Origin of the sequence: Komagataeibacter rhaeticus, assembly GCF_011611525.1 — a bacterium.
Lineage (GTDB): Bacteria > Pseudomonadota > Alphaproteobacteria > Acetobacterales > Acetobacteraceae > Komagataeibacter > Komagataeibacter rhaeticus.
The window spans coordinates 1,687,051-1,711,620 of the sequence record NZ_CP050139.1 but is presented as its reverse complement, the minus strand read 5'-3'; the positions used below and the strand labels follow the sequence as shown (position 1 = coordinate 1,711,620).

General features: G+C 67.0%; 37 protein-coding genes. 6 read left to right on the top strand and 31 right to left on the bottom strand.

Going from position 1 to position 24,570, the window contains the following annotated elements:
• The first annotated feature begins 210 nt into the window (after positions 1–210).
• Positions 211–372 carry a hypothetical protein gene (locus GWK63_RS07715; protein WP_007398493.1) on the top strand — a complete coding sequence of 54 codons (162 nt, stop codon included), beginning with the start codon at positions 211–213 and terminating at the stop codon, positions 370–372.
• 144 nt (positions 373–516) lie between these two features.
• On the opposite strand, the gene GWK63_RS07710 is transcribed toward GWK63_RS07715, so the two are convergent.
• A complete protein-coding gene (locus GWK63_RS07710) occupies positions 517–756 on the bottom strand; it encodes a hypothetical protein (RefSeq protein WP_112210005.1) in 240 nt (79 codons plus the stop codon).
• A 74-nt stretch (positions 757–830) separates the two neighbouring features.
• Positions 831–1,226 carry a hypothetical protein gene (locus GWK63_RS07705; protein WP_007398491.1) on the bottom strand — a complete coding sequence of 132 codons (396 nt, stop codon included), beginning with the start codon at positions 1,224–1,226 and terminating at the stop codon, positions 831–833.
• Positions 1,227–1,437: 211 nt separating this feature from the next.
• On the opposite strand from GWK63_RS07705, the gene GWK63_RS07700 reads away from it, so the two are divergent.
• Together GWK63_RS07700 and GWK63_RS07695 are read left to right on the top strand one after the other, a co-directional pair.
• Complete coding sequence (locus GWK63_RS07700; protein WP_166498140.1) at positions 1,438–1,770, top strand: DUF952 domain-containing protein; 333 nt, start codon at positions 1,438–1,440, stop codon at positions 1,768–1,770.
• Positions 1,760–2,086, top strand: a complete 327-nt coding sequence (locus GWK63_RS07695) for a hypothetical protein (protein ID WP_223846678.1) — start codon at positions 1,760–1,762, stop codon at positions 2,084–2,086. Before GWK63_RS07700 ends, GWK63_RS07695 begins: the two co-directional genes overlap by 11 nt.
• A 115-nt stretch (positions 2,087–2,201) precedes the next feature.
• Here GWK63_RS07695 and GWK63_RS07690 read toward each other — a convergent pair whose 3' ends face one another.
• Positions 2,202–2,609, bottom strand: coding sequence for a hypothetical protein (locus GWK63_RS07690; RefSeq protein ID WP_139064287.1), 408 nt, complete (start codon positions 2,607–2,609; stop codon positions 2,202–2,204).
• 321 nt (positions 2,610–2,930) lie between these two features.
• Between GWK63_RS07690 and GWK63_RS07685 the strand changes: the two genes are divergently transcribed.
• Positions 2,931–3,092, top strand: coding sequence for a hypothetical protein (locus tag GWK63_RS07685; RefSeq protein WP_007398493.1), 162 nt, complete (start codon positions 2,931–2,933; stop codon positions 3,090–3,092).
• A 144-nt stretch (positions 3,093–3,236) separates the two neighbouring features.
• Here GWK63_RS07685 and GWK63_RS07680 read toward each other — a convergent pair whose 3' ends face one another.
• Both GWK63_RS07680 and GWK63_RS07675 read right to left on the bottom strand, forming a co-directional pair.
• Entirely contained in the window at positions 3,237–3,476 is a 240-nt protein-coding gene (locus GWK63_RS07680; protein WP_112210005.1) for a hypothetical protein, read from the bottom strand.
• 74 nt (positions 3,477–3,550) lie between these two features.
• Positions 3,551–3,946 carry a hypothetical protein gene (locus GWK63_RS07675; RefSeq protein ID WP_007398491.1) on the bottom strand — a complete coding sequence of 132 codons (396 nt, stop codon included), beginning with the start codon at positions 3,944–3,946 and terminating at the stop codon, positions 3,551–3,553.
• Between the two features lie 211 nt (positions 3,947–4,157).
• Between GWK63_RS07675 and GWK63_RS07670 the strand changes: the two genes are divergently transcribed.
• Positions 4,158–4,532, top strand: a complete 375-nt coding sequence (locus GWK63_RS07670; RefSeq protein ID WP_034932564.1) for a DUF952 domain-containing protein — start codon at positions 4,158–4,160, stop codon at positions 4,530–4,532.
• Between the two features lie 32 nt (positions 4,533–4,564).
• Here the strand turns inward: GWK63_RS07670 and GWK63_RS07665 are convergent, their stop codons facing one another.
• The 10 genes from GWK63_RS07665 to GWK63_RS07620 all read right to left on the bottom strand — a co-directional run bounded on the left by GWK63_RS07665 (position 4,565) and on the right by GWK63_RS07620 (position 11,651).
• Entirely contained in the window at positions 4,565–5,368 is an 804-nt protein-coding gene (locus GWK63_RS07665) for an MgtC/SapB family protein (protein ID WP_034932566.1), read from the bottom strand.
• Positions 5,369–5,422: 54 nt separating this feature from the next.
• Positions 5,423–5,572, bottom strand: a complete 150-nt coding sequence (locus GWK63_RS07660) for a hypothetical protein (RefSeq protein WP_007398488.1) — start codon at positions 5,570–5,572, stop codon at positions 5,423–5,425.
• 101 nt (positions 5,573–5,673) lie between these two features.
• Positions 5,674–6,273 (bottom strand): hypothetical protein, encoded by a 600-nt coding sequence (locus GWK63_RS07655; RefSeq protein ID WP_007398487.1) that lies wholly within the window; start codon positions 6,271–6,273, stop codon positions 5,674–5,676.
• 146 nt (positions 6,274–6,419) lie between these two features.
• Positions 6,420–6,758: a hypothetical protein gene (locus GWK63_RS07650; protein ID WP_007398486.1), complete on the bottom strand. Its 339-nt coding sequence runs from the start codon at positions 6,756–6,758 to the stop codon at positions 6,420–6,422.
• Between the two features lies 1 nt (position 6,759).
• On the bottom strand, positions 6,760–7,251 hold the full coding sequence (locus GWK63_RS07645; RefSeq protein ID WP_007398485.1) for a hypothetical protein: 492 nt from the start codon (positions 7,249–7,251) through the stop codon (positions 6,760–6,762).
• Positions 7,248–7,715, bottom strand: a complete 468-nt coding sequence (locus GWK63_RS07640; protein WP_007398484.1) for a hypothetical protein — start codon at positions 7,713–7,715, stop codon at positions 7,248–7,250. The genes GWK63_RS07645 and GWK63_RS07640 overlap by 4 nt, the downstream gene beginning before the upstream one ends.
• A gap of 62 nt (positions 7,716–7,777) precedes the next feature.
• Entirely contained in the window at positions 7,778–8,269 is a 492-nt protein-coding gene (locus GWK63_RS07635; protein ID WP_007398483.1) for a hypothetical protein, read from the bottom strand.
• 10 nt (positions 8,270–8,279) lie between these two features.
• Positions 8,280–9,908 (bottom strand): glycine-rich domain-containing protein, encoded by a 1,629-nt coding sequence (locus tag GWK63_RS17225; RefSeq protein WP_007398482.1) that lies wholly within the window; start codon positions 9,906–9,908, stop codon positions 8,280–8,282.
• Positions 9,908–10,534: a hypothetical protein gene (locus GWK63_RS07625; protein ID WP_039998921.1), complete on the bottom strand. Its 627-nt coding sequence runs from the start codon at positions 10,532–10,534 to the stop codon at positions 9,908–9,910. The genes GWK63_RS17225 and GWK63_RS07625 overlap by 1 nt, the downstream gene beginning before the upstream one ends.
• Positions 10,527–11,651, bottom strand: a complete 1,125-nt coding sequence (locus GWK63_RS07620) for a baseplate J/gp47 family protein (protein WP_007398480.1) — start codon at positions 11,649–11,651, stop codon at positions 10,527–10,529. The genes GWK63_RS07625 and GWK63_RS07620 overlap by 8 nt, the downstream gene beginning before the upstream one ends.
• 99 nt (positions 11,652–11,750) lie before the next feature.
• On the opposite strand from GWK63_RS07620, the gene GWK63_RS07615 reads away from it, so the two are divergent.
• Complete coding sequence (locus GWK63_RS07615; protein WP_007398479.1) at positions 11,751–12,338, top strand: GNAT family N-acetyltransferase; 588 nt, start codon at positions 11,751–11,753, stop codon at positions 12,336–12,338.
• 6 nt (positions 12,339–12,344) lie between these two features.
• On the opposite strand, the gene GWK63_RS07610 is transcribed toward GWK63_RS07615, so the two are convergent.
• The 16 genes from GWK63_RS07610 to GWK63_RS07535 form a co-directional block, all read right to left on the bottom strand.
• The gene (locus GWK63_RS07610) at positions 12,345–12,707 is read right to left on the bottom strand and encodes a hypothetical protein (RefSeq protein WP_007398478.1); all 363 of its coding nucleotides are present in this window, start codon (positions 12,705–12,707) and stop codon (positions 12,345–12,347) included.
• Positions 12,704–12,937, bottom strand: coding sequence for a hypothetical protein (locus tag GWK63_RS07605; protein WP_139064286.1), 234 nt, complete (start codon positions 12,935–12,937; stop codon positions 12,704–12,706). The genes GWK63_RS07610 and GWK63_RS07605 overlap by 4 nt, the downstream gene beginning before the upstream one ends.
• Positions 12,934–13,614: a phage baseplate assembly protein V gene (locus GWK63_RS07600; protein ID WP_034928008.1), complete on the bottom strand. Its 681-nt coding sequence runs from the start codon at positions 13,612–13,614 to the stop codon at positions 12,934–12,936. Before GWK63_RS07600 ends, GWK63_RS07605 begins: the two co-directional genes overlap by 4 nt.
• A complete protein-coding gene (locus GWK63_RS07595; RefSeq protein ID WP_039998919.1) occupies positions 13,607–14,767 on the bottom strand; it encodes a phage late control D family protein in 1,161 nt (386 codons plus the stop codon). The genes GWK63_RS07600 and GWK63_RS07595 overlap by 8 nt, the downstream gene beginning before the upstream one ends.
• On the bottom strand, positions 14,764–14,973 hold the full coding sequence (locus tag GWK63_RS07590; RefSeq protein ID WP_007398474.1) for a hypothetical protein: 210 nt from the start codon (positions 14,971–14,973) through the stop codon (positions 14,764–14,766). The genes GWK63_RS07595 and GWK63_RS07590 overlap by 4 nt, the downstream gene beginning before the upstream one ends.
• 16 nt (positions 14,974–14,989) lie before the next feature.
• On the bottom strand, positions 14,990–15,910 hold the full coding sequence (locus GWK63_RS07585) for a hypothetical protein (protein WP_007398473.1): 921 nt from the start codon (positions 15,908–15,910) through the stop codon (positions 14,990–14,992).
• Positions 15,911–16,136: 226 nt separating this feature from the next.
• Entirely contained in the window at positions 16,137–17,429 is a 1,293-nt protein-coding gene (locus tag GWK63_RS07580; protein WP_099963227.1) for a hypothetical protein, read from the bottom strand.
• Positions 17,422–17,580: a hypothetical protein gene (locus tag GWK63_RS07575; RefSeq protein ID WP_156953843.1), complete on the bottom strand. Its 159-nt coding sequence runs from the start codon at positions 17,578–17,580 to the stop codon at positions 17,422–17,424. The genes GWK63_RS07580 and GWK63_RS07575 overlap by 8 nt, the downstream gene beginning before the upstream one ends.
• 14 nt (positions 17,581–17,594) lie before the next feature.
• A complete protein-coding gene (locus GWK63_RS07570) occupies positions 17,595–17,906 on the bottom strand; it encodes a hypothetical protein (RefSeq protein WP_099963228.1) in 312 nt (103 codons plus the stop codon).
• A gap of 10 nt (positions 17,907–17,916) precedes the next feature.
• Positions 17,917–18,348: a hypothetical protein gene (locus GWK63_RS07565; protein ID WP_034927992.1), complete on the bottom strand. Its 432-nt coding sequence runs from the start codon at positions 18,346–18,348 to the stop codon at positions 17,917–17,919.
• Positions 18,349–18,412: 64 nt separating this feature from the next.
• Complete coding sequence (locus GWK63_RS07560; protein WP_099963229.1) at positions 18,413–19,897, bottom strand: phage tail protein; 1,485 nt, start codon at positions 19,895–19,897, stop codon at positions 18,413–18,415.
• Positions 19,898–20,095: 198 nt separating this feature from the next.
• Complete coding sequence (locus GWK63_RS07555) at positions 20,096–20,965, bottom strand: recombinase family protein (RefSeq protein ID WP_007398470.1); 870 nt, start codon at positions 20,963–20,965, stop codon at positions 20,096–20,098.
• 108 nt (positions 20,966–21,073) lie between these two features.
• Positions 21,074–21,724, bottom strand: coding sequence for a hypothetical protein (locus GWK63_RS07550; protein WP_007398469.1), 651 nt, complete (start codon positions 21,722–21,724; stop codon positions 21,074–21,076).
• Complete coding sequence (locus GWK63_RS07545) at positions 21,724–22,272, bottom strand: hypothetical protein (protein WP_007398468.1); 549 nt, start codon at positions 22,270–22,272, stop codon at positions 21,724–21,726. Before GWK63_RS07545 ends, GWK63_RS07550 begins: the two co-directional genes overlap by 1 nt.
• An 82-nt stretch (positions 22,273–22,354) precedes the next feature.
• On the bottom strand, positions 22,355–23,707 hold the full coding sequence (locus tag GWK63_RS07540) for a hypothetical protein (RefSeq protein WP_039998915.1): 1,353 nt from the start codon (positions 23,705–23,707) through the stop codon (positions 22,355–22,357).
• 362 nt (positions 23,708–24,069) lie between these two features.
• Positions 24,070–24,567, bottom strand: coding sequence for a phage scaffolding protein (locus GWK63_RS07535; RefSeq protein WP_034931405.1), 498 nt, complete (start codon positions 24,565–24,567; stop codon positions 24,070–24,072).
• Between the last annotated feature and the right edge of the window lie 3 nt (positions 24,568–24,570).

Sequence of the window (24,570 nt, the reverse complement as noted above, 5' to 3'; positions counted from 1 at the left end):
CACCAGTGTGGAACAGGAACCGGCATTAAATCATCTATATATCCTGAATGGCGAAAGCAGATAGGAATGTTAGGTATTCATTCCTGTCCACCCGGTATGGGCATCCTGTTACGGCGGTGGGGATTCATACAATCATCACACTTGTGCGCAATGGTATTTGCTATGGACGCATGCCTGCGCTTGTGCGGGTTTTTCAGGAGGTTCCGGATCATGAACACGACATCCGATTCCACACCCAGACCCCGCAGGGAACCGCATGAGGAATGGCGCGAGGCGCTGATCCACGCATGGAAGAACAGGCGTGGCTACGTGCGCGCGCATGACACGCTGCCTGCTACGACCGAGGACACCTTCCGCCACGACGAAACCTGAACGCCGGGACAGGCAGGTGGGGCGCGGGCGGATTTCCGGCCGGCAGGAAAGTCCCATGATGCATTCCGTTACAAACGAAACGCTGGTATGCCCTTTTCTCCACTCAGGTTGACATTATATAAAAATCAGCCTGATTTGGAAAAATCAGTTAATCAAGAGGAAATGGATTACATGAAAAAAGCACTTCTTTTTGCCGCTGCCCTTGGTCTGTCCCTGCCGGTTGTTGCCCACGCAGAAGACAATAACGGCGACCGCCATGGCGAGCACGGCCATCACCACGGCAAGCACGACCGTAACCATGGTGACGAACAGCGTGGTGGCGACGAGCACCGTGGTGAAGAGCATCATGACGAGCACGGCGACCAGCACGAAGAGCACGACCACCAGTAATCCGTAACGGATACGCGGAAAGGGGGCGCCTTTGCAAAGGCGCCCCCTTTTTTATGCCGGCACCGGCATCAGAACAGGATCAGGTCAATGCCGATGCCCAGCGCCATCATGCCCCATAGCAGGACCAGGATGGCCCGCCGCCAGACCAGGTTGCGCGCCAGCAGGGTAATCAGCGGATCGGCCGCGGGCGCGCGCTCGCCAGCCGCAAGCAGCCGGTAGGCGCCGCCGTTCTCGGCCACGCCCACGGCACTCATCAGCGTGTTGCGAAAGCCGCGCAGTTCATCTTCGGTATAGACCCTGCGGCGGTTGATGGTAATGGCTTTCGGCCCGCAGCGCAGCCACTTCATGGCACTCAGCAGCAGCGGGCGGATACCGAGATAGGCCGATGCCTCCACCGGGGAAAGGATGTTCCTGCGCGGAAAATGCACGATGGCAGGACTGGCATTGTCGTTATCGGGGCGCATCGCAACGCAAAACCTTATCTGTCTGGCCGGCGCGGGGGCGGCGCGGATGGGGCACTTGGCCCTAGGGTGACGTGTCCTTCATGCAAAGACCAGCCCCAAATTGTGCACGCCGCCATGAATGCGCGCCCCTTTCCGTCCCACCTGCCATATTGGCGGCCATGCGGCCGTCCGTTATGGTGGGGCGACCGACACCACAGGGATATACCACGCCATGGCCGGCAACCTCGTCTACAAGATCCTGACAATGGACGAATACGGGACATTCCTCAGGACCGGCAGCTTTGCCGGCTCCCCCGCCGATGTGGCGGACGGGTTCATCCATCTCTCGGCGGCGGATCAGGTAACCGGCACGCGGGCACGCCATTTTGCCGGGCAGGACGGGCTGTGGGTGCTGGCCGTGGACTTAAGCCGCCTGCCGCCCGCGGCCGTGCGGTGGGAGCCTGCGCGCGCGGCGCTTCATGTCGGCCTATCATTACGCGCGGGCGGGCGGCAGCGCGGTGCGGCATGTCTCACGCGGGTTCCGGGATACCTATATGGGGTTTGATGGCATTGACGCGGCGCTGGACCATATTGCCAGCAACCGCATGCCCTATGGCATCGACCACATCGTCCGCCCGCAGGCATGGTATGTAACCGACCGGCGCGGGCGGGTGGCGGTCGATCACCTGTTCATGCTGGAGGACATGCAGCGCATCCAGGCCTTTGTCAGCTGCTACACCCCCACCCCCATCGGCCATGCCAACGCGGGCAACAGGCCCGACGGCACCACCACGCCGCGCCCCGACCAGATTGCACGCATCCGCCAGATCTATCATATGGATTACGCGCTGATCGCGGCACTTCACCCCCCCGCGCCGTAAGGCCGCGACCCGGCCGGCCCATGGCCCCCCATGGCCCGGACACCGGACAGAAAAAAGGCCCGGAACGGGCCGGGCCTTTGATCCTGTCAGGCGGTCTCAGGCCGGATGGCCGGAATTACCAGTTCCCGCCACCACGGCCACCGCGTTCGCCGCCGCCATCGCGGCCTTCACCGCCACGACCGCCATGCTCGCCGCCGCCGTTCTGGCCTTCGCCGCCACGGCCACCGCGTTCACCGCCACCGTTCTGGCCTTCACCGCCACGACCGCCCCAGCCACCGCCATTCTGGCCTTCGCCGCCACGGCCACCGCGCTCACCGCCGCCGTTCTGGCCTTCGCCACCACGACCGCCCCAGCCGCCGCCATTCTGGCCTTCGCCGCCACGGCCACCGCGCTCGCCGCCGCCGTTCTGGCCTTCGCCACCATGATGGCCACCACGGCCACCTTCGCCATCATAAGACTGTGCGTGTGCGGCCATCGGCATTGCAGCACCCAGTGCCAGCGCAAACAGGATTGAACGTTTCATAATGTCTCCTTCGGGTTCGACACTGGATATTTTGTCCCTGCGTGTTGAAAATGTAAGCCCCAATATTGTTACAAACAGGAACAGCCATGCGTAAATAAAGACGCTGCCATCCACCAGTGTGGAACAGGAACCGGCATTAAATCATCTATATATCCTGAATGGCGAAAGCAGATAGGAATGTTAGGTATTCATTCCTGTCCACCCGGTATGGGCATCCTGTTACGGCGGTGGGGATTCATACAATCATCACACTTGTGCGCAATGGTATTTGCTATGGACGCATGCCTGCGCTTGTGCGGGTTTTTCAGGAGGTTCCGGATCATGAACACGACATCCGATTCCACACCCAGACCCCGCAGGGAACCGCATGAGGAATGGCGCGAGGCGCTGATCCACGCATGGAAGAACAGGCGTGGCTACGTGCGCGCGCATGACACGCTGCCTGCTACGACCGAGGACACCTTCCGCCACGACGAAACCTGAACGCCGGGACAGGCAGGTGGGGCGCGGGCGGATTTCCGGCCGGCAGGAAAGTCCCATGATGCATTCCGTTACAAACGAAACGCTGGTATGCCCTTTTCTCCACTCAGGTTGACATTATATAAAAATCAGCCTGATTTGGAAAAATCAGTTAATCAAGAGGAAATGGATTACATGAAAAAAGCACTTCTTTTTGCCGCTGCCCTTGGTCTGTCCCTGCCGGTTGTTGCCCACGCAGAAGACAATAACGGCGACCGCCATGGCGAGCACGGCCATCACCACGGCAAGCACGACCGTAACCATGGTGACGAACAGCGTGGTGGCGACGAGCACCGTGGTGAAGAGCATCATGACGAGCACGGCGACCAGCACGAAGAGCACGACCACCAGTAATCCGTAACGGATACGCGGAAAGGGGGCGCCTTTGCAAAGGCGCCCCCTTTTTTATGCCGGCACCGGCATCAGAACAGGATCAGGTCAATGCCGATGCCCAGCGCCATCATGCCCCATAGCAGGACCAGGATGGCCCGCCGCCAGACCAGGTTGCGCGCCAGCAGGGTAATCAGCGGATCGGCCGCGGGCGCGCGCTCGCCAGCCGCAAGCAGCCGGTAGGCGCCGCCGTTCTCGGCCACGCCCACGGCACTCATCAGCGTGTTGCGAAAGCCGCGCAGTTCATCTTCGGTATAGACCCTGCGGCGGTTGATGGTAATGGCTTTCGGCCCGCAGCGCAGCCACTTCATGGCACTCAGCAGCAGCGGGCGGATACCGAGATAGGCCGATGCCTCCACCGGGGAAAGGATGTTCCTGCGCGGAAAATGCACGATGGCAGGACTGGCATTGTCGTTATCGGGGCGCATCGCAACGCAAAACCTTATCTGTCTGGCCGGCGCGGGGGCGGCGCGGATGGGGCACTTGGCCCTAGGGTGACGTGTCCTTCATGCAAAGACCAGCCCCAAATTGTGCACGCCGCCATGAATGCGCGCCCCTTTCCGTCCCACCTGCCATATTGGCGGCCATGCGGCCGTCCGTTATGGTGGGGCGACCGACACCACAGGGATATACCACGCCATGGCCGGCAACCTCGTCTACAAGATCCTGACAATGGACGAATACGGGACATTCCTCAGGACCGGCAGCTTTGCCGGCTCCCCCGCCGATGTGGCGGACGGGTTCATCCATCTCTCGGCGGCGGATCAGGTAACCGGCACGCGGGCACGCCATTTTGCCGGGCAGGACGGGCTGTGGGTGCTGGCCGTGGACTTAAGCCGCCTGCCGCCCGCGGCCGTGCGGTGGGAGCCTGCGCGCAATGACCAGCTCTTCCCCCATCTGTACGCGCCCCTGCCCGGGACGGCGGTGGTGGGTACCTGCATGCTTTATGAAAGCGAAGACGGCACGGTGCTGCTGCCGGAACCCGACATCAGCGCGGAGTGGACATACCATTAGGATACGCGGGCGGACGGAACCCGGCCGTCGCGTCATTCAGGGTCGTTGTCCGCCTCGTCCGTTTCCACGCCCACCACGCCCCCGATCGATGACAGGGCGGTCACAAGATGGGAGAGGGGCCGCCTGCCCCGCACCTTTATGAACAGCGTGACCATGCCCGGCGCGGCCATGTCCGGCGGCGGGGTGGCGGGGTCGTGCTGGCGGTCGCGCAGGTCGGCCAGCGCGTCGTCATCCAGCATGGGGCCGGGCTGTTCCACCTTCACGCGGTGGATGGTAAAGCGCAGCCCGGTACAGCGGCTTAGGATGGTACGCAGCAGGCCACGGCCATCGTAATAGGTAATGAACAGCCCGGCCGCGCGTGCGCCATGGTCACGCGGCACCAGATGGCTCAGCCGCGGGAAGCCGAGCATGATGATGAAATGCCCCACGGCTGTCGCCACCGCCAGCGCGATCAGTCCCGCCCCGCAGGCCATGCCCAGCGCCGCCGTAAGCCAGACCGAGGCCGCCGTGGTCAGCCCCCGCACCACATCACGGCGCATGAAGATCACGCCGCCCCCGATAAAGCCGATGCCCGACACCACCTGTGCCGCAATGCGGGAGGGATCAAGCACCACGCGCCCGCCATCCAGCACGTTATTGAAGCCGTATTTGGACACCAGCATGAACAGCGCCGAGGCCACGCCCACCAGCGTATAGGTGCGCAGCCCGGCGCTTTTCTGCCGGAATTCCCGTTCCAGCCCCACCAGCGCCGACAGGCCGAACGCCAGCGCCAGTTCCCCCAGCTGGAGCCATCCCTCGCCGGGGGCGGCAGGGGTGAAATGTGGCAGTGCCGTCATGCAGGTCACAACCGCCCAGCCCCCGCCCGGTTGCGTGGCACATGGCCATGGCTGTCAGCCGGGGGGCGGGCCAAGACGGTCGCGCAGGAACCGCCGCCCCGCGGCCGTGCGCCTGAGGAAAAGGCCCGTGGCCAGCAGGGTGACAAGGTTGCCCACCACAATACCGGCGAACAGGACCGCGCCGAGGACGTGATCCGTGGTCATCGTGAACGGCCCGCCAGGCAGGCATGCAGCAGGCAGGTCCCGGCGCCGCCGCCTGCGACGCCACCGAACCGGGGAGGAATGGTACCGACCGGATGCATGGATCAGCCCCCCTGCGCGGAAACAAAGGCGCCGATCTGGTTCATGGCCACCATGCCCTGCATATTGATCCCGCCATCGGCCACAAGGCGCGCGCCAGCGGCGTGACGGCCGGACACGGCAACCATGGCCTTCAGCAGGTCGATCAGCGTTGCCGCTGCCCCCGCCGCCGTCTTGGCCTGCGTGACCACGCTGCCGGACAGGTCGGCCGCCATGCCCGTGATGGTGGCGATGATGAGGGTGTTGACCTGCCCGGTATCCGTCAGGATGCTGTCAAAGGCCGCCTTCACGCTGGCGCTGTCATAGCTGACGGACGTGCTGGACCCGGCGGCGGCCACGAATGCCTTCCCCGCCGTGGTCAGCGCGGCAATGACGGTATTGGCCAGGGCGACGTTCGGTGCTCCCATCGCAGCCGCCACGAGCGGCATATTGATGGCGGTGCTGGAGAAATTCAGCAGCGCATCGACATAATCCGCGACCTCGGCCACGTTCAGGGTGATGGTGGTTGTGGTGCCGGATCTACTGGCGGTGCAGGCCGCCAGCGCGGCGGCGGCGACAAGGGCGGATGATCCGCGCAGGAAGGCGCGGCGCGTGGGGATGTGCATGGAAGGCTCCCATAAAAAAACCGCCCCGGGGGCGGTTGCATTCGGTTGCAGTTCGAGACTTATTTTCGCCCTAAAGTTGTATAATCTTGTTGTGGCAGCCCCGGAGTGCATCGGCCATCCACCTACGCGCCGGGGCTGTCACCGCGTCATGCCGGGGGTTCGGGCCGCCCCCTGCGGTCAAGCACCGGAATGCCCGCCGCCGCCACGGCCTGCCTGGCCGCCGGCTTGTCCGCCAGCGGCACGCGCACGCCGGACTGCCCGGGCTTGAAGTGGTTTTCCGCCCAGCCGATATTCAGGCCGATGGTGGTGATGACCTGCCAGGCCACCGCCCATCCGCCGCCCGCATGCGGCGGCGGCACAACGGCCGTCACCGCCCCGCAGGCAATGATGAACAGGGCGACATAGAGCGTGTACTGCGCCGGCACTTCCGTCAGCAGCAGCGCGATTGCGGCCCCCAGGCCGCCAAGCTTTGCGGTTGTATTCATGTCATGCCCCGATGGCCTGCTGGAACAGGGCGATATGCGTGTCATCCGCCACCCCTGCCCCAAGGTTGGAATTGTAGACGCGCTTCCACATCCGGCACATCGCCGCCGCGTCACGGGCCGCTGGCAGCGCGTCGGGCGCGCGGTAGTATTTCAGCCGCGCCATGATGCAGGCATAGAAGGCATTGCCCACGACCTGCCGCGCACCCGGCGGCCAGTTGCTCCGGCTGGACAGCACGGCACGGGCCAGGCTGTTCAGCCTGCTGTCGGACAGGAAGGTGGCCCAGATATCGTCATGGGTGAACGGCTCCATCTGCCACAGGCCCAGTGCCGGGCCCATGCCGCCGCCCGTGACCTGCCGGATGTAGGTCAGGCCGCTTTCGGCCAGCGCGGTGCCGACCATCAGGCTGACCGCCGCATCACCCCCCAGCCCGATCATGTCCAGCGCGGGGGCCACGATCCCGGCCCGGAACTGGGTAATGCACAGGCCGGTCATGGCAGCATCCCTGCGTGATGGTGGTGAAGGAACGGGACACTGGCAAAGAAGAAGTCATCCCATGTCTGGCTGGACAGCAGCGTGCCGCCGATCATGCCCCCCACCGCCGCCACGATGCCGGTCACGGCCGCCCAGTATTTGATGCGCTCGCCACGCAGCTGCGCCTTCAGAAGTTCGGCCTCCTTCAGTTCGTTCTGCCGTTTCTGTGCCCCGGTCTGTTCCGCAATCTGCTGGGTCAGGCCGTTGATGGCATTGCGGGTATCCCGCGCCTCGGCCGCGCGGTTGCGCTCGCGCTCCTGTCCCTGCGCCTCGATCGAGATCAGGCGCTCCATTGCGGCATCCTGCCCGGACCTGAGGGTCCCGACATCATCTTCCAGGTTGTCAATGCGGCGCCCGTGGCTGTCCACAATCGCGCGCAGGTCATCATCAGCCGCGCAGTCTGCGGCGCACTGTGTTTCGCTCATTCATTTTCTCGTAAAAAAACCGCCTCCCGGACGGGCAGGCACGGGTGGCAGGCAGCGGCGATTTACGTGGCCGCCGCCCCTACCGTAACACTCAGGCTGGCGGGATTGGTCAGGCCGCCGGTGTTCGTGGCGCTGATGGTCACGGTCCCTGCCGCCTTTGGGGTATAGGTCACACCCTGTGCCGTGTTCACGCCCGCGCCAAACGTGACCGTGCTGGCCGAGAACGTACCGCCCGCGCCGCCATCGGACAGGGTTACGGTGGTTTTGGTGGCGGGACCGTCATGGTCCGGCGTCAGGGTAAGCGGCAGGGCCGTGCCGGCCGTGGCCGAGGACGCTCCCGCCAGCGCATAGCCCGTGGAGGGAGTGTAGGTGCCCCCAATCGGGAACTGCCCGTCCGGGTCCGCCACGATGGCGCTGCCGCTGCCCGGTGTCCATGCGGACGTGCCGTCCCAGACAACCCGGTTCGTGACATACCCGGCCGGGCGCGCCACACCCGCTTCCGTTGCGGCCGCCGTCAGGTAGACGGCATAGACCTGTGCATTCGTATCGGTCATCGGGTTGATCCTATGGAATGAAACGGAAAGTCACGCAGGCAACGCCGCCCGCGCCGCCATCATGGGCGCTGCCGGTCATGCCGCTGTCATAAGCCCCACCCCCTCCGGCACCGGGGGAGGTCGCAGGCTGGCCGCCATTGTTGCCGGCACGCCCCGCCCCGCCGTAAACGGAAGGCGCACCGTTACCGGCAAATACCCAATTCCCGGCCTGCCCGTCAGACCCGCTGTTCCCGCAGGTATAATAGGCGGCTGTGGCGGGGGTTACGACAACAGGCATGCTGCCGCCGCCACCGGCGGTATTCGCGGTCGTCGGCTTGCCGCTACCGCCCCCACCCGGAATGTAGAAAAGCTCGGCTCCGTTTAATGAGACAACAGTCGTGCCGCCTTCATTGCCTGGTAACGCCCCTTCTCCCCCGCCGCCTCCGGCACCGATGGTGATGCCCAGCGTGTCGCCACCCGCCACCGGATAGATCGCCTTCATGTAGCCGCCAGATGCCCCGCCTCCGCCGGATACGGTTTCCGCCGTGCTGGAACCCTGGCAGCCACCACCACCCCCTCCGGCCCCCACGGCTTCGATTTCCACGCTGGTTGCCCATGCGGGAACGGCAATATTGTCGGAGGCAAGGACATAACCCCATGCGGTGGTCAGCTCGCCGATCGTGGCCTGCACGGCCTCAACATCGGAATAGTTGGCCAGTACCTTCCACACCGCCTCCACCGGGTCATAGGCGCGGACCCGATAGTCCGATGTATTCACCCCCAGTAGCGTGACCGGGTTTGTCGCACTGTCGGACTGCTGGAGGACGCAGCCGTTGATCCGGGTGGAAAGGGCCGCGTCCGCGCTGGCGCGTGCGGTCTGTTCGGCCGTGACATCCGCATGGTTGGCAAGCGCCCCGATATCGGTCGCGTCAATCTGGTAGCGCAGGCGGCCTGTGGATGCGTCGTTTATAATCTCCCACCCAAGACAGACCCTGTTGCTTCCCTGATCCGCACCGCCGCCCTGCTGGACCGGCGTGAAGCCAAGGCTGTCCTGCTTGCCCGCCTGCAATTGCGGGATGGTGTCATAAAACGGGGCGCCCTCGGCCTGCGTGATCATGTCCGCCATGATGACGGCGGCCCCGGCGGGCACGGTTATGGTCCATAGCGCATACGCACCCGTGGGCACCGATGTGCCAATGCCAGGTTGCGCCACATCCTGCCGCACCGTGGGCGCGGTGTTGCCGCTGTTATCGGCACCTGCATAGGTCACGGACGGGTCGGCGGCGTTGTAGAACGGCAGCACGGTGTCCGCCCCGTCCACCGTGGCGGGCGTGACATAAACCGTATAGGTGGCCCCCGCCCCCGGCACCGCAAGGGTTACGGGGTCGCGGCTGCCATACTGGCGCACAAGCGCACTGGCTACGGCGGCCAGCGTGCCATAGGCGGTGCCATCCACCACGCCGGGGGCCAGCAGCGAACCGGGGGCAAGGACCACGGCAAGCCCCGCACCCGGCGCGCAGGCGAAGCCGCTGGCGGAAACCGTGGTCCAGCCATAGGCCATGGCCGCAAGCTGGCCCAGCCCCACATAGGCATTGCGCTGGGCATTGAGCTGGTCACTATCCAGCGGGATCTGTGCCGGGTAGACGATCTGTCTGTCCATCAGTCGAGGTTCTCCACGTCCTGCACCCACGCAATGGTGCCTGCGGGCAGCACATTGGCGATGCGGTCCAGTGTCTGTGTTGCGGGCGGGCTGGTGTCGCCAGTGGGCAACTGTGCAAAAAGCTGGAAGGGTGCCGCGCGTGAGCCGTAGCGCAGGGCGGCCACGCCATAGCCGTAGCCACCGCCAATGGCCGGTGCCGCAAGGCTGCCCAGTCCCTTGCAGTCGGTGGCATTGCGCGGTTCGATCACGCGCCCTGCACTGCCCACTTCATCGGCAATGGTGTTGACCACGTCGGGCCGGGTGCCGAGCGAGGGAAACAGGGCTTCCTCAATGCGGGTGCGGAAGGCGTCATCGCTTTCGCCGGTGTTGCGCGTCAGCAGGGTTCCGAAGAAATCGGCGGCGAACATGTCCAGGAACGCGCCACCCATGCTGGCCAGCCGGGTCTGGTCCGCCGTTCCCGCCAGCATGGCCCATATCCATGCGAACACGCGGCCATAACCCTGCAACAGGGCATTCAGCACCGGGGCCTGTTCCGCTTCTCCTGTCGCTGGTGGAGATGGAAACCACCCGGTCGGCAGCAGCCTGCGGATGCGCAGGGCAAAGCCGTTCTGTGTGACGTCAGCCAAAGCTCACCGTCCCCGCACGGTAGGCCGTGCCGGTGATTGCGGGCAGGTCAACCGTTCCACCGGCCAGTGTCACGCCGGTCACGTTGGTGACGGATGCATCGGCTGCGTAGGCGATCTGGATCAGACGCGAATAGCTGGCCGCATCCCCGATGGCGAGGCCATTAAGGTAGGTCGCTATATTGGTACTGATCGTGGTTTCCACAGTGGCGAGTGTGCCGGTGCTCCCCACCGTGACCGTCATGGTAACGGCTGGGCGCACCACCGTGGGCCGCACGACCTGAATGGACACGGCCGCCGGGCGCACGGCGTCCACCGCTGTATAGACTTCATCAATCACACTGTCGGACACATCGCCCGACCCGTCATCGACAAACACCACCACATTGCCGGGAAGCGTTGCGCCGGACGTGTCCACGTTCTCCACCACCTGATAGACCAGGTCGGCGGAAACATCGGTCACCGCGTTTTCAATGGCGGCAATCGTGGCCTTTGACCGGCTGTTGATATAGGCCACGAACCGCGTGCGCAGGGCGGCATCCGTCTCGCCATCGCTGCCATTGGTCAGGGCTGCGGTGTTGGTGACCGTATCGATGCCCGCAACCGCCGTGCCCAGCAGGCAGATGGCGCCCGCCGCCACGTTGCCCGTGCTGCCCGTGGTCCCGCACTGGACAGGAAGCGTGATGGATGCCGTGCCCGCCGGGCGCACATACGCGCCATCGGCCGCCGACCACACCGCGTTCGTGCTGTCCTCCACCACGTCATAGACCAGGTTCGATGCGGTCTTGACCGTGGTGCCCACGGCAATGGTGGCCGACTGGCTGGCGGGGGTGAAGGATGTAAAGGCAACGGTGCCGGTGGCCGCCGTCCCCGCCTCCCGCGTCAGGCCGAAATCCTGCACGAAACTGTCCACATCCGAACCGATGGAGGTGGCAAGCCGCGTGCGCGAGAGGATCTGGAGCGCGATGAACTGGAACCACAGCCCCAGCCCCGCCACCGCTTCGAGCATGGCGCGGCCGGGGGAGCCGACATTGAGGTCAAGCAGCGACGGGCACGCGCCCTGTGCGCTCGCGACCATGTTGCCCAGCGTGGTCTTGAAGGATTGGAAGGTGATGGCCACCCGGACTCTCCATCATGTTTGTGGAACATCTCTTGTATTTTGCGCCAATGCGCCCGAGGATCGGGCCAATTGTCGCCACGCCCGACCGGACCCCGCCTTATGCCTGCCACGCCCTTTCCCGCCCTGTTCACGCCCCGCCTGCGGCTGGAACCGCTGACGCTGGCCGATGCCCCGGCCATTCAGGTACTGTTTCCGCAATGGGAGATCGTGCGCTTCCTGGCCCCGCGCGTCCCGTGGCCCTATGGCCCGGATGACGCCGAAAAATTCATACGCGACGTGGCCCTGCCCGCCATGGCGCGGGGGGTGGCGTGGCACTGGTCCATCCGCCCCCGCAGCGGGCCGGACGCGCTGATGGGCGTGATTTCACTGATGGATGATCCATCGGCTGCCGCCCCGCGTGAAAACCGTGGCTTCTGGCTGGCCCCGCAATGGCAGCGCCAGGGACTGATGACCGAGGCGGTGGAAGCGGTGAACGATTACTGGTTCCTGACACTGGGCCGCCCGGTCATCCGCACGGAAAAGGCGGTGGACAACGCGGGCTCCGTCGCCATTTCCCGCAGGATGGGCATGCGCCTGACCGGCACGCACCGGCGGGATTTCCTGTGCGGGCGGGACATACCGGCGCAGAAATGGGAAATGACGCGGGCGGAATGGCTAGCATGGAAGGCCCGCAACCGCCCCGCATAGGGTGGTTCAGGCTGTCAGCGCCAGTTCCTGTACCGCGCCACTCCGGGCATCGGTATAGGATATGGCCAGCAGGCAGGCGCCGGTTTTCGGGCTGGTCACGCTGACCGTTATGGCCCGGGTCTGGTCCACCCCGGCATCGGCCTGCATCTGTTCCAGCACAAGGGCGCGGATGGCGCCCTCATCCATCACGCCGCCCACGCGCGCGGGCAGCCCGGCGCCATAACCGGGCTGCCATATATAGGCCCCCGTGCCGGTGCACAGCCGGCGCAGCAGTGCCTGCCGCGTCTGGTCCGCCCCCGTGACCACCGCCACGCCGCCGGTGGCCGATAGGTCAAGGTCACCGCCCATGGTGTGGGACAGCGCGCTCATGGCCGTACCCCCGCGCGTTCGTGGCGCGCCAGCAGGCCCGGCATTTCCAGCGCGCCCACGGCGCCCGCGCTGGTGCCGCGATACTGCCCGCCCGGACGGACCGCCAGGACCATCAGGCCGATGGCCGCGCCACTTTTCACCTCATGCCGCGTGCTGTCGGGCCGGGCGCGCATGGCCTGACGGGGCGCGGGCCGTGGCTGGCGCGGCGGGGTTGGCATCGGGCGGTTCATTGTGGTTCTCCCGTCGTGCCGCCGCCGGGCTGCACGCCGCCATGGGTGTGGCCCCTGCCGGAAATGCCGGCGGCCAGAACGTCCGTCCCGCCGGTTACGCTGCCCTGTGCCGTCATGTCCCTGTCAGTCGTGATCGCGCCGCCAGTCACGGCCAGTCCGTTCGCGTCCAGCGTCATGGATACACCGCCGACCTTCCACGCGCGGGAACCACTGGTCAGGGTCTCGGTGGTGTTTCCGGCCCCGCTGTAGATCGTGTCCCTGGTGATGTGCCACCACGGCGCGCTTCCGGCCGGCTGGCCCGCCGCCGCGCCAGCATTCGCGGGGGGCGCGCCGCAGCCGGCCATGACCAGCATCTCCCCCGGCTGGGCCGGCCTGCCGGTAGCGGGAGAGAGGGGCGGCATGACCACGGTGTCATATACCGGGCAGGCGCACACCGCGTGTTCCCCATCGCCTTCCAGCCGCACCAGCAGCACATGCGCGCCAATATCGGGCGGGCAGGCAATGCGCAGGCTGCCAACCTGCATGGCGGCATGGGGCAGCCAGCCGCTTTCCACCCCGGCGGGCTGGGCCGTGACCTTTACGGCATGGTTGACCGGGTCCACCGCGCTGACCAGCCCGAAGCCGGGCTGGGCCTGCGCGTTGGCCATGTTGGCGGCAAGCATGCGGGTGTCAGCCATTGCTGTCCTCCTGTGTGCTGGTGTCGCGGCGGCGCAGCGTGACCTGCTGGGAAAAGCCGCCCTGCCATGAAAAACTGCTGGTCACGCTGTCCACATCCAGCGTGCCGTCCCATGTCGTGCCGGTGCCGCTGACCTGCATGAACTGGCGCGGGGCCAATGTCGCGCAACCGGGCATGGTGCCGGTTATGGTGCGGGCATGCGCCACGATCTGGCTGTATTTCTGCCTTGCATACTGCTCAAGCCCGTCAAGCCGCGCGCCGGGCAGGCTGAAGCTGTGCACGCTGCCCCCGGATGTGGCGGGGGCCGTGGCCGACCCGCCCGCAGCGGACCAGTAATACGCCACCTTCGTGCGCTGGCGGCTGTCCCAGCTCATCACATGCACCACCACGCCCCGGTCAATCTGGTAATCGCGGGTCAGGCGCAGGCCGCTGGCCCCCATGCTGATGGGGGAAAGCGGCCCGGTATCGGCATAGTCCAGCACATGCGTGTTGGCGGCACTGGCGGTGGGGGGTGGCGCGCAGATGATGGTGGTGCCACTGGCATACAGGTCGCATCCCGCCTGGATGGCAAGGGCGCTGACCAGGTCGAACGCCGTCTGGAACCGCCCGTGGCTGGTAGCCGCCGTGCGCTTGTGCTCCACCTGCCAGAACTGGCCCACCATGGCGGTGTCCATCGTGACATCGGGGGTCAGCCCCGCCGCCGTGATCACGGCGCGCGCCAGGTCCGCGCCGGTCATGTTCATCCATCCGTCCAGCACGCGCATGTCCAGCAGCCGTGCCAGATAGTCGCGGCACTGGATGTGGACGGATGTTTCCGCCGGGCTCCATTCCACATGGTCCACAATGCCCTGGAACAGCGTGGTCCACTGGCTGCCATCCCGTGCCGCATCCCGCATCTGGAGCTGGATGTCGGTATCGGGCAGCACGGAGCCGGCCGCCGGTGCGGGCACGTCAAACCACAGGCCGGACGCCGCCTGCGCGCGATCCACCGCCAGCGTCATTTCCAGCGTGTCGGCGCGGCTGTAGCGGGTGCGGGTCAGCGTGAAGGCTTCCAGCCCCGTTTCCGTCCGCTCCGTGCCATTCACCAGCAGCCGCGCACGCGGCGCGCGCCATGTGGCGGCCTGCGTGGCGGCGCGGGTCATGTCCGTGCTCATGCCGCCACCCCCGGCACGCCGCTGCCCAGTGTCGCATCGGCTGGCGGCAGCACCAGCGGCACGGGTGCCGCAAGACCCGACAGGTCGGGATCGTCCAGACCGTTAAGCCGGGCAATGCGCCACCACTGGGTGGCATCGCCCAGCCAGCGCGCCGCGACATGATAGAGCGACCCGTCCGCCGCCGTGACCCTGATTGTGGTTGCCATGTTTCCTCCCTTCCTGTCAGGCCGTGACCAGCGGGCCGTCCTGGGTCGCCCCGGTGGCCGTAAGCGTGTTGGCATAGGCCCGGTTGACCAGTGCGCCGGACATGACCGATGCGCCGTGCAGTTCCGCATTCTGCGTCAGGGTGGACAGTCCCGCCGCACCGGTCAGGCCCGTGCCCTCCAGATTGGCCCCGGTCGCACTGATGGCCGATGTCAGCCCCGCCCCCGATGCCTCCAGCCCCGAAAGCAGGCTGGTCGCCCCCTGCGGCGTGGACGCCAGGTTGACCCCGGCGCCGGACAGGCCGCCAACGGTGCCCAGACTGTCCTGCACGGTGGCGAATACCCCGCCCGCCCCCACCATGTCGGCAACGGGCGTGACCTGTCCCACCACGGTGGAAAGCTGGCCCGCGACATTGCCCGCGATGGTGGAAACATCGCCAAGCGCGTCCGTGATGCCCGACAGGGCGGAAGCCCCGTCCGCCCCGATCAGCGCGGACAGGGCGGATGTGGTGCCCGACTGGCTGGCCGCCACCTGCGCGGGCTGTTCCAGAACCAGCCGGTAGGGAATGACCACGCCCTTGTGCTGGTAATCATAGGAATACTGGACAATCCGCACCACCAGCGACAGCCCGGCCCCGCTGAAGGCCACGGGCGTGCCCGCCACCCGCATCTGCTTGAGCGCCTGCGCGCGCGCAAGGGCCGTGGGGCCGACAAAGGTGCCCTCCAGCTCCAGCCGGTCGGGGTCGTTGCCCACCGCGTCGAGAATGCGGTTGCCACCGGGCAGGCGATGAACCGCCACCTGCTGGCCGCCCCCATCGCGGATGAGCCGGGGCACTTCCATGCCGGTCAGGGTCAGCCCGCCAATGATCACGGGGGCGGACGCCCACAGCCGCCCGACCGACCCGATGGCGGTCTGGGCATTCATGAGTGCAAGGGACATGTGTTGTTTCCGCCATGGTTGAGAAAAGCCGCCCCCTGCGGCCGGTCCGTGCCCGATGCGCCATCTGGCGTTCCGGCCGACACAGGCGATGGGACTGGCGTGATGACACCCGTGCGCGCGGCACATGCTCCACGCGCCCATGCACGGTCTGGCGCGCCCCCTGGCAGGTGATGTGCCCGGCGGCTACAGGCTGACCTGCCTGCGGTGCGGGCGGGACCCGGCGCGTTCATGCCCCGATGGAGCGGCCGGGCAGCTGCGCGTGGCGCAGGGTGTCGGGCGCCGTGCCGGTGGCGCGGTGTTCATGCAGCGCGCGGCTGGTGTCGATCCGGGCCATGGCCTGACCCAGCACATGCCGGTCCAGCGTAAGCGGGATCGTCACCTGCACGACGGGACCATTGCCTGCCCCGCCTGCCTGTGGAGCCGCAGGGGCGGCATGGCCGCCGCCGGGTGGCTGCGGGCTGATGAAGGGCGGCCTGCCCGCCATGCCACGCGCGGTCGCGCGCTGCGGCCTGAACGCCCGGAGCGTGTCGCGCGCGCGCGGCATGGCATGCGCCGCCGGGAGGGCTGCGGGCGGCCGGGTAGCGGCAGGGACCGCCCGGTACGGCGGCAGGTGCCGCACCTGTACAGACCCCGACGCCATGTCAGGTGGCGCCATGCCAGGTGACGCCCTGTCAGACAGCGCCATGCCGGGCAGGCTGGCCGCGCTGCGCCGTGGCATGGCCAACCGGCCTGTCATGGCGGGTAATGGCGGGATGCGCGCCGCACCATCGTCTTTCCCCTGCCTGCCCATGTCCGTACCCGTTACATGACGGGGCGGCAGGGCCATGCGCCCGCCCGCCCCCTGCGCGCCGGGTACGGGAAAGGCGACGCGGCGCGGCATCCGCCCCCCTGCCGGCAGGCCAACCGGCGGGGCAGCGGCAGCAGGCACTGGCGGGAGCGGTGGCATTGCATCGTTGCGCGCCCGGCCGGGGCTGCCTGCCCCGTCCCGGCGCAGTGCGGGCCATGCGGGCGGTGATGGATACGCCGCCATGCGGACAGGCCCCCTGATGGCAGGGGCCAGCCGGGATATGGCGGCAGCAGGGCTGGCGGGCACATTGGCCAGCCGCCCCGTGGGCCGTGGCATGCCGCCCGGGCCATTGGCTGCAGGCCCGCGCGGGCCCTTCCCGCCCATGATCCCGCTTCCGGGCCGCATGGCGGGCATCCGGGCCGCCGGGGCAACAGGCCGGCCGGGCGTGCCGCCCCCCTGCCCGCTCCGCACGGGCGGGGGCCTGACCCCGCTATCCGCTGCGGGTGGTGGCGCGGAGGGGGGCACAGGCGCTGGCACGTCCATGCCGGCCACCATGGCGGGCGGGCGGGCGGCATGGGGCGGGATGGCCCCCATACGGCCACGCGCGCGCAGCAGGCGCGCCAGCGCGGCAACGCCCGGTGCCACGTCCCCCCGCGGGCGCGGGATCACCACGCGCCCACCCGCGCGCAGGCGCGCCACAAGGCGTTTCGTGGCCTGGCGGCATTCAGCCATCGGGGTCTTCCCATTGTCGCGCATTCCAGTCATATCGCCCGCCCGCAAGCTCCCCAAACGCTACCAGAAAGGCCATGCGCCGCACGCGCGGCATGTCCATGGCCACACTCCACGGCACCCCGTTCGCAACCAGGGCCGCGACCTCGATCACGACGGGGTGCCGGCTCAGTTTTTTGCGGCAAGTTCCTCCGCCTGTGCCCCGTCCGCAGCCCCCGCGCCAAACATGGCGTCCGACAGCGCCGTAATCCCGGCATTGCCGATCTGGTTGGCAAGCTGCTCAAGCTGGAGGCGCGAGGCCGGGCGAATCACGGGCACGCCGTCTATCGCCTCTACCGAACTGACCATCAGCGCGTATTCCATCCACGCCGTGGTGGGACTGGCCGGGCCGAATTCCAGCAGTGCCAGCACATCGCCCGGTCCCCGCTCACGCCACGTCAGCGTGCGGCCATCGCCGGTTTTTACCGTCTGTTCCGTCATGCGCGCCCCCTTACGATACGCGGCTGCGCGCACGCGCGGTAAACGTGATGGTCTGGGTTACCAGCGTTTCGGACTGGTAGCGCCCGGCATCCGATAGTTGCAGGGAAGCGCCGATGAACTCGTACGTGCTCAGCGTGCCATCGCATTCGGTCACGTACTGGTAGATGCTGCCCAGCACCACCGTGCCCGCCGACCAGAAGCCGCTTTCAATCGCGGCAAACAGGTCATCCGCCCCCGCGCTGTCGCGCTGGAAGGTAAACTGCCCGCCCCAGCCGCCCGGCACGTCATAGAACAGCGGCATGTCGTTCAGCGGGTTGGAGGCAAGCTGGTGCGTGCGCTGCTGCGCGTTGAAGCCGGTTACCGTGGGCAGGTCGACGCGGCTACCGTCATAGACCAGCACCACGCGGCAGTCACGGCCGATATTGAAGGGTTTGGTGGACATTCATCACTCCATGCGCGGAAGGAAAAAAGGGCCGCCACAGGCAGGGCGGCCCGTAAGGCGGGGCCTAGCTGGCGGTAGTGGCGGTGCTGACCGTCACGCTTGCCCCGCCCTGCAGGTTGACCACGAAGAAGCGGTTGATACCCTGGTAGCGCACCTGCACATCGGCACGCACGTAGCCCAGCGCGGTTTCGGATTGCGGGTTGTTGGTGGTGTCACACACCACCGCCCAGGATGCGCTGGCCAGGATGCCGCTGCCCGCCATGTTGGACAGCGTGCCCAGCAGGACGGCGCGGATATCACCAAACAGCGCGGTACCGATCACCTCACCCACAAACGCGCCCATGCCCGCGTTCAGCGTTTCGGCAATGTAGTTGGTCAGGCGGGTGTAGCTGTCATCATCGGTCACATCATCGCTGGAGGTATTGATGCCGCCGCGCACCGCCCAGTAGCTGCCACCGGGTGCCGGGTTGCAGATCACGTCGATCCCGGCCGCGAACAGGGCCGAAAGCTCGGCGGTGGAATAGGTCTGGCTTGTCCCGCCTGAGACCAGCCCCGCCTTCTGGCTGCCCACCACGCCATACAGTTCCTTGTTCAGGCTGGACTGTTCGGGCGAAAGCCCGCCCAGCAGCCCCGCGACAAACGCCTGTGGCGGCACCAGCATCAGCCCGTTGGTATCATCATCCCACCACAGCCAGTCCCCGAACATCAGCTTGACGGCGTAGCTGTCCAGCCCGGCCGCGGCCTTGGCCGCAACGGCGCTGGCAATGCCGTCGCCCGCAGGGCCGCAGGCAATCATGTACAGGCCCTCCCCCAGGCCAAAGGCGGCCTGCGCGGTCCAGCATGTGCTGTCGCTCACGCCCGCCAGCAGGCCCAGCGCGCAGCCCTGCCCGCGCAGGGCATACAGGCCGGTGCGGGTCACGCCATCGGTACCGACAAAGGCGGCGGTTGCGGGGGCCGCGCCATCGGCCCCGCCCGCCAGCGTAACCGCGCCCGCCGCCAGCGCGGGCACGGTGGTGGGCAGGCCCACGCGCACCAGCGCCGTGCTGTCCGCTGCCACAGCCGCCGCCAGCACGGCCCATGTGGCGCCGCGATAGCTGCGGCTGCCCAGCGTGGCGTGGCTTACGGCCAGGGTATAATTCGTGGTGATGATGGCGTCCTGCGCCAGTGTGGCACTGATGGCATTGCCCGCGCTGCCGGTGTGGATGGCCGTAAGCGTTACCCCATCCAGCGTGCCGGTGGCGGCTGCGTCCGTGCCGTCGGTCACGCGCACGCAGCGGAAGTCGGATGCCCCCTGCATGATGGCGATGTTGACGGTGGTGCCGATATCGCTGGCCAGCGCCTGCTTGGGGCCGAAGGCGGACAGGCAGTCCCCCATCGCGCCCACGATGACCGGCGTGCCCACCGGCCCCCATGTGGCGGTGCCCACCAGGCCGATCCGCCCGGTGGAGACGCCATTGAGCGCAAGGCTTTGCGGTTTGAGGATCTGCACATACAGGTCGGGCACGTTCAGGCTGTTGGTGTTCAGCTGGCCGGACTGGTAGATGGTCATGCGGGTCTTTTCCCCTTAAGGCGCGTTGGCGCGTGTTGAGCGGAACGGGTCGGGCTGGTGTTCACGGACTGCCGGGAAAGCGGGCGCCAGGACGTTCCGGATGAGGCGTTTTTCAAAAAGCCCCGACGAACGCCGCCTTTTTGAAAAAAGGTGGCACCCAAAAACTTTTATTCGTTAAAGTGTTGTTTCCAGGCGTTTTTATCCAGAAGGCGGGCTGAGCAGCACGTCACCCGCCACCATGCCCGCACCCATGCCAATGCCACCCGCCAGCATGGCGGGCGTGGCGCGGGTCAGGTCGGTATCAAACGTGACAAGGTAGCGGGCGGGGCGGGAAAACAGGCCCCGGTTCATGGCGGTGTCGTCGTTGGTGGTGGCACGGGCCTCGATACGGAAGGTGGAACCCCGTGCATCGGTCAGCCAGTCGGCCAGGGCCAGCGCGTCACTTATGGCCTGCCCCAGCACATCGCGTGCTTCGGGCAGGGCCGACCATGCGGTAATGACAAACATCTGGCTCTGCCTGCGCGCCACGCAGCGCGCCGTCTGCGTGCCCGCGTTGATGGCCTGCACGATGCAGCCTGCGGGTACTGTCAGGCTGGCGCCCACGGCCGTGGCCCCCGGCAGGCTGGCCGCCAGCGTGGCCGCGATGCTGGCGGCCGTATCGCCTGCCACCGCCACATGCAGGCCGCATGCGGTGCCGGTCACACCGGGCAGGCCCCCCACCCGCAGCCCCACCGTGCCCGAAGGCACGGCACCGCCGGCAACCGATACGGTGGCCGTGGTGCCGCTTACGCTTATGCTGGTGGTGGCGGGGGTCTGGCTGTCCAGCCGCCACGGGCGGCCGAGTGGTTCATCCAGCCGCGTCCAGCTTTCGGGCAGGTCGGTTATGCCAATGAAGTCGCAGCCCTGTTGCAGTGTGTGGGCGGCATTGCCCTGGTCGGCCTGTGTCAGTTCTCCCCGGCGGATGATGAGTGGCCTGCCGGTCACAGCCCCGCTGGCGGTGCCATCGGGGCACAGGGCGGCGGCCAGCGCCGTGGCAATGGCGGTGGAAATTGTGGCGATATCAGCCATGCTGGTCAGGTTCCTGTGTCATTTCCCGGCAGGAAAGTATTCAGAAAGAACAGAAGTTTTTGGGTGCCGCCTTTTTTCAAAAAGGCGGCGTCCTTCAAAGCTTTTCAACTATACCTGCTGGCGCCCCAGCTGGCAGCGCACACCCCACGGGCTGGCCCGTGCGCCGCCAATGGTGTAGCGGCTGCCCGCCCCGTCATCGACCCACATGGCGGGCTGCACGCTCAGCGTGGGAATGGCGGGCAGGAACATTTCATACCCGCCCGTATGGATGCCGCCCGGCTGCACCGGCCCCGGCACCCCGGCCCCGCTGCCGGGGCGGATCAGGGCGGGCCAGAAGGTGGCAACGGCAGTCTGGGCCGATACGTCGCCCGATGTGGCATACCCACCCGGAGCGGCCACATCCGCCGCCACGGCCATGGTGGTGCTGAGTGTTACCACCGCATTGCACAGCACGCACAAGGGCGGGCGGAACGGCTCGGCACGCGCGATGAAATATGTCTCCGCCCCGCACGTCACAATATCGCCTGCCTGCACGTCCGCCGTGTCCAGCAGGGCAAAGACAAAGGGCACATCCCACAGCGCGGGACCGGCAAAGCCGAAGGCACGGTCGTTGTTGAACGCCGCCATGACCCGTGCATGGGGTGTCGCGCACGGGCTGGCGGGCGTGGTGGGGCGGTACTGGGTGGCGGGTGCCCCAAGGCGGGTGGCCGCAACGGCAAACCCCCTTGCCGCCAGATGGCACAGGGCTTTGTGGTCCATCAGATGATGATCTCCCCCATTCCGCGCAGCCCCGGCCCCGGCGGCACGCCCAGAAAGTTGCAGAGCTGCACCCGCCAGCGGGTATAGAGGGTGAACCGGTCGGTTACTTCGCTGCGGTTGCGGGTCCACACGGCGGCGCGGTCGGTATCCAGATTGGCGGTTGCCGCCATGATCGCGCCCTCCAGCATCTGGCACTGGGCAATAAAGGCGCGGGCCTGCGCGCACTCGGCGGGGGCCAGGTTGCGCAGCCGCCATTCATTGAAGCCATAGACGCGGAAGAACCGCCACGACTGCATGCCACTGTCCTGCCCGCCCAGTGCGGGATAGCCCATGTAGCGCCGCGCCTGCGCTAGTTCGGTCTCGACCAGGGCGGTATCGGCCATGGTGGCGGCGGTGGGGGGCAGCATGGGCGCCGGTTCCGTGCCAGTTGTTGCCGTGCCGGTAACGTCCGTTCCCGTCGTGCTGCCGTCCGTTGCATCCGCCGCCGGTGTGCCGACGGTGCCTGCCGCAGCGGTCGTGGTGGCATCCGTGGTGGTGGTATCGGTCATGTCTGCCCCCGTTGCATATGGGTTGCCGGGCCGTGGCGGGGGGCGGCAGGTCGCGCCCCCGCCACGGCATTACGCCGGGAGGTCAGGCACCCGCGCCCAGGCTTTCGATCACCACGCCACGCTTGAGGTAACTGTTGGTGGCGGTGGGAATGACCGTCGTGTTGGCCGTAAGGTCGGTGGGCAGCGCAAAGCCGCCAATCCATGACCACGACTGCGCGATGATCTGCGCCAGCCGGTCCAGGGCCGGGCGGGTGATCATGCACACGCCCTCCACATCCGTAAGCTCGCCGCCATCCAGCAGCGGCGCGTAATGGGTGCCGATATTGGCGTAATCGCCCTCGATCAGCGCGCCCTGCCCGCAGATGATCGCGCGGTGGATGGCGCCCGCCCCAAGGCTTGCCTGCTGCGGGGCCTCGGTAGTGGGGATGAAGCGCACGCCCAGCAGGTCGAAGATCTGGCCGGTCTGGTAGGTGTCGGACCCGTACTGGCCCCGATACAGCAGCTTGAAATCCGCATCGCGGAACAGGCCCAGCAGCTGCGCATTGTCCAGATAGCAGTGATACACCCCGCCATCGGGCGTGGGCACGTTGTTGTCACGCAGCGTGGCCAGCGCGGCAAGGATGGTCTGCACCGTCAGCAGGTCCCCCGTTACCAGTGCGGCCGTGGTGGCGCGGCCACTGGGGCGCAGCACCAGCGGGGCGGTGGCGGCCATGACCGCGTTGCCTGCCGTGCCATCGGAGACCGAAACATTGCCCGAAAGCACAAGCGTGCCCGAAACCCCATCGGGCGCGGTGGAGGTATTGGCCGCATCGGCCGTGGTACCGACCAGCGTATAGGACCCGGCCCCGATGGTCACCGTCATGCCATTGCTGGCGCCGACCGCAACCACCTGCCCCTCATTGGACAGGATGTTCTGGAAGCCGCGGATGTCATCCACCGCAACGACCGTACCCGCCGCCCCCAGCGTGGCCGTGACCCGCGTATTGCCCCCCAGATAGCCGCCCACCCCGTTCTGCGCGCCGCCAAACAGGGCGTTGCGCGCCAGCCGGTCCAGTGTCTGCCGGGCATTGATGCCAAGGCGGGAGGCATTGGCCAGGAACTGGTTGGCAATGCCCACGCCCTCGGTCACCTGGTTGAGGTCCATGGTGTTGCCGTACTGGTTGATGGTAAGCGTATACTGTTCCACCGACCACTGTGCGGGCGTCATGCCGTTATCGAAGCTGGTATTGGCGGTGGGGTTGAGCGGGGTGGTGGCCGGCGGCAGGAGCCCTGCGCGGGTATCGGTAATGGTCTGGCCGATGCGGGCGGGGAATTCCATCTGGTCGGCAATGGAGCGGAAGCCCAGCCGCGACTGCAGCGCATCCTGGAACGCGCGCGAGAGGAACCCCTGCTGGATGACCGGCTGCAGGGCGGCGGGGAAATTGGCAATGGCCATGAAGTTCATTTCCTTTGAAAGAACGCAAGAAAGCCGCCAGGCGCGGCGCGTGGCGGCGGCAGGGGTGGCCATGGCGGGCTTGCGCCATGAAGGGGCCGGGTGGCGGGTCAGGGATGCGGCACGTCTGGCCGCCCGCAGGCCCCTTGCCGGTTCCGCGCGACATGACGGGCGCGGAACGGGTAAAGGGTGGCCTATGGGGCGCGGGGCCTGCCGGCCCCACGGGTCTTCATAAGGAAGGTGCTGGTAAAGATTTTTTCAGGATGCTTCAAAGGATGCCGCCTTTTTTAAAAAAAAGACGGCCCCCAAAAGCTTTTTATTTATTAATTATTGTCCCATCCCGGCATGCCGCATCGGCAACAGTTCTAGGTCGCCACCGGCCAGCGCAGGCCCGCCGCGCTGGCGGCGGCCTTCACATCGCGCGCACCTGCCGTACGGGCATCGAACGGGGTGGGGTCGCCCGCGCGCGGGGCGGGGCCTGCGGCGGTGGTGCCGGTCGCCGCCCCCGATGCGGGCCGGGGCGGGGTGAACAGGTAGGCGCGGCTTTCACGCGCGGCCTCCATCACGGTGTCCAGCCCCTGCGGCGTGCCGTCCTCGGCCAGGGTGACGGTGGACAGGTCCACCAGCCGCACCACATCGGCCGGTTCCACCGCCCCCATGCGGGCGGCCATGGCGCGGGCTTCGGCACGGATGACGGCACGGCTGGCGCGGGTGCGCGCGGTGCTGGCCTGCTCGGTTGCGCGGGCAAGATCGGCCTCCAGCGCGGTGCGAGCGGCAAGGGCCGCGTCACGCTCGGCACGCAGGGCGTCCATCTCACGGCGCAGGGTTTCAGGGTTGGGGGACGGGGGCACGCTGGCGGTCATGTC

Excerpts from the sequence above, each read along its gene's own strand:
- GWK63_RS07715 (WP_007398493.1), top strand. The coding sequence starts at position 211 with ATGAACACGACATCCGATTCCACACCCAGACCCCGCAGGGAACCGCAT.
- GWK63_RS07705 (WP_007398491.1), bottom strand. The coding sequence starts at position 1,226 with ATGCGCCCCGATAACGACAATGCCAGTCCTGCCATCGTGCATTTTCCG.
- GWK63_RS07700 (WP_166498140.1), top strand. The coding sequence starts at position 1,438 with ATGGCCGGCAACCTCGTCTACAAGATCCTGACAATGGACGAATACGGG.
- GWK63_RS07695 (WP_223846678.1), top strand. The coding sequence starts at position 1,760 with ATGGGGTTTGATGGCATTGACGCGGCGCTGGACCATATTGCCAGCAAC.
- GWK63_RS07690 (WP_139064287.1), bottom strand. The coding sequence starts at position 2,609 with ATGAAACGTTCAATCCTGTTTGCGCTGGCACTGGGTGCTGCAATGCCG.
- GWK63_RS07685 (WP_007398493.1), top strand. The coding sequence starts at position 2,931 with ATGAACACGACATCCGATTCCACACCCAGACCCCGCAGGGAACCGCAT.
- GWK63_RS07675 (WP_007398491.1), bottom strand. The coding sequence starts at position 3,946 with ATGCGCCCCGATAACGACAATGCCAGTCCTGCCATCGTGCATTTTCCG.
- GWK63_RS07670 (WP_034932564.1), top strand. The coding sequence starts at position 4,158 with ATGGCCGGCAACCTCGTCTACAAGATCCTGACAATGGACGAATACGGG.
- GWK63_RS07665 (WP_034932566.1), bottom strand. The coding sequence starts at position 5,368 with ATGACGGCACTGCCACATTTCACCCCTGCCGCCCCCGGCGAGGGATGG.
- GWK63_RS07660 (WP_007398488.1), bottom strand. The coding sequence starts at position 5,572 with ATGACCACGGATCACGTCCTCGGCGCGGTCCTGTTCGCCGGTATTGTG.
- GWK63_RS07655 (WP_007398487.1), bottom strand. The coding sequence starts at position 6,273 with ATGCACATCCCCACGCGCCGCGCCTTCCTGCGCGGATCATCCGCCCTT.
- GWK63_RS07650 (WP_007398486.1), bottom strand. The coding sequence starts at position 6,758 with ATGAATACAACCGCAAAGCTTGGCGGCCTGGGGGCCGCAATCGCGCTG.
- GWK63_RS07645 (WP_007398485.1), bottom strand. The coding sequence starts at position 7,251 with ATGACCGGCCTGTGCATTACCCAGTTCCGGGCCGGGATCGTGGCCCCC.
- GWK63_RS07640 (WP_007398484.1), bottom strand. The coding sequence starts at position 7,715 with ATGAGCGAAACACAGTGCGCCGCAGACTGCGCGGCTGATGATGACCTG.
- GWK63_RS07635 (WP_007398483.1), bottom strand. The coding sequence starts at position 8,269 with ATGACCGATACGAATGCACAGGTCTATGCCGTCTACCTGACGGCGGCC.
- GWK63_RS17225 (WP_007398482.1), bottom strand. The coding sequence starts at position 9,908 with ATGGACAGACAGATCGTCTACCCGGCACAGATCCCGCTGGATAGTGAC.
- GWK63_RS07615 (WP_007398479.1), top strand. The coding sequence starts at position 11,751 with ATGCCTGCCACGCCCTTTCCCGCCCTGTTCACGCCCCGCCTGCGGCTG.
- GWK63_RS07610 (WP_007398478.1), bottom strand. The coding sequence starts at position 12,707 with ATGAGCGCGCTGTCCCACACCATGGGCGGTGACCTTGACCTATCGGCC.
- GWK63_RS07605 (WP_139064286.1), bottom strand. The coding sequence starts at position 12,937 with ATGAACCGCCCGATGCCAACCCCGCCGCGCCAGCCACGGCCCGCGCCC.
- GWK63_RS07600 (WP_034928008.1), bottom strand. The coding sequence starts at position 13,614 with ATGGCTGACACCCGCATGCTTGCCGCCAACATGGCCAACGCGCAGGCC.
- GWK63_RS07595 (WP_039998919.1), bottom strand. The coding sequence starts at position 14,767 with ATGAGCACGGACATGACCCGCGCCGCCACGCAGGCCGCCACATGGCGC.
- GWK63_RS07590 (WP_007398474.1), bottom strand. The coding sequence starts at position 14,973 with ATGGCAACCACAATCAGGGTCACGGCGGCGGACGGGTCGCTCTATCAT.
- GWK63_RS07585 (WP_007398473.1), bottom strand. The coding sequence starts at position 15,910 with ATGTCCCTTGCACTCATGAATGCCCAGACCGCCATCGGGTCGGTCGGG.
- GWK63_RS07580 (WP_099963227.1), bottom strand. The coding sequence starts at position 17,429 with ATGGCTGAATGCCGCCAGGCCACGAAACGCCTTGTGGCGCGCCTGCGC.
- GWK63_RS07570 (WP_099963228.1), bottom strand. The coding sequence starts at position 17,906 with ATGACGGAACAGACGGTAAAAACCGGCGATGGCCGCACGCTGACGTGG.
- GWK63_RS07565 (WP_034927992.1), bottom strand. The coding sequence starts at position 18,348 with ATGTCCACCAAACCCTTCAATATCGGCCGTGACTGCCGCGTGGTGCTG.
- GWK63_RS07560 (WP_099963229.1), bottom strand. The coding sequence starts at position 19,897 with ATGACCATCTACCAGTCCGGCCAGCTGAACACCAACAGCCTGAACGTG.
- GWK63_RS07555 (WP_007398470.1), bottom strand. The coding sequence starts at position 20,965 with ATGGCTGATATCGCCACAATTTCCACCGCCATTGCCACGGCGCTGGCC.
- GWK63_RS07550 (WP_007398469.1), bottom strand. The coding sequence starts at position 21,724 with ATGGACCACAAAGCCCTGTGCCATCTGGCGGCAAGGGGGTTTGCCGTT.
- GWK63_RS07545 (WP_007398468.1), bottom strand. The coding sequence starts at position 22,272 with ATGACCGATACCACCACCACGGATGCCACCACGACCGCTGCGGCAGGC.
- GWK63_RS07540 (WP_039998915.1), bottom strand. The coding sequence starts at position 23,707 with ATGGCCATTGCCAATTTCCCCGCCGCCCTGCAGCCGGTCATCCAGCAG.
- GWK63_RS07535 (WP_034931405.1), bottom strand. The coding sequence starts at position 24,567 with ATGACCGCCAGCGTGCCCCCGTCCCCCAACCCTGAAACCCTGCGCCGT.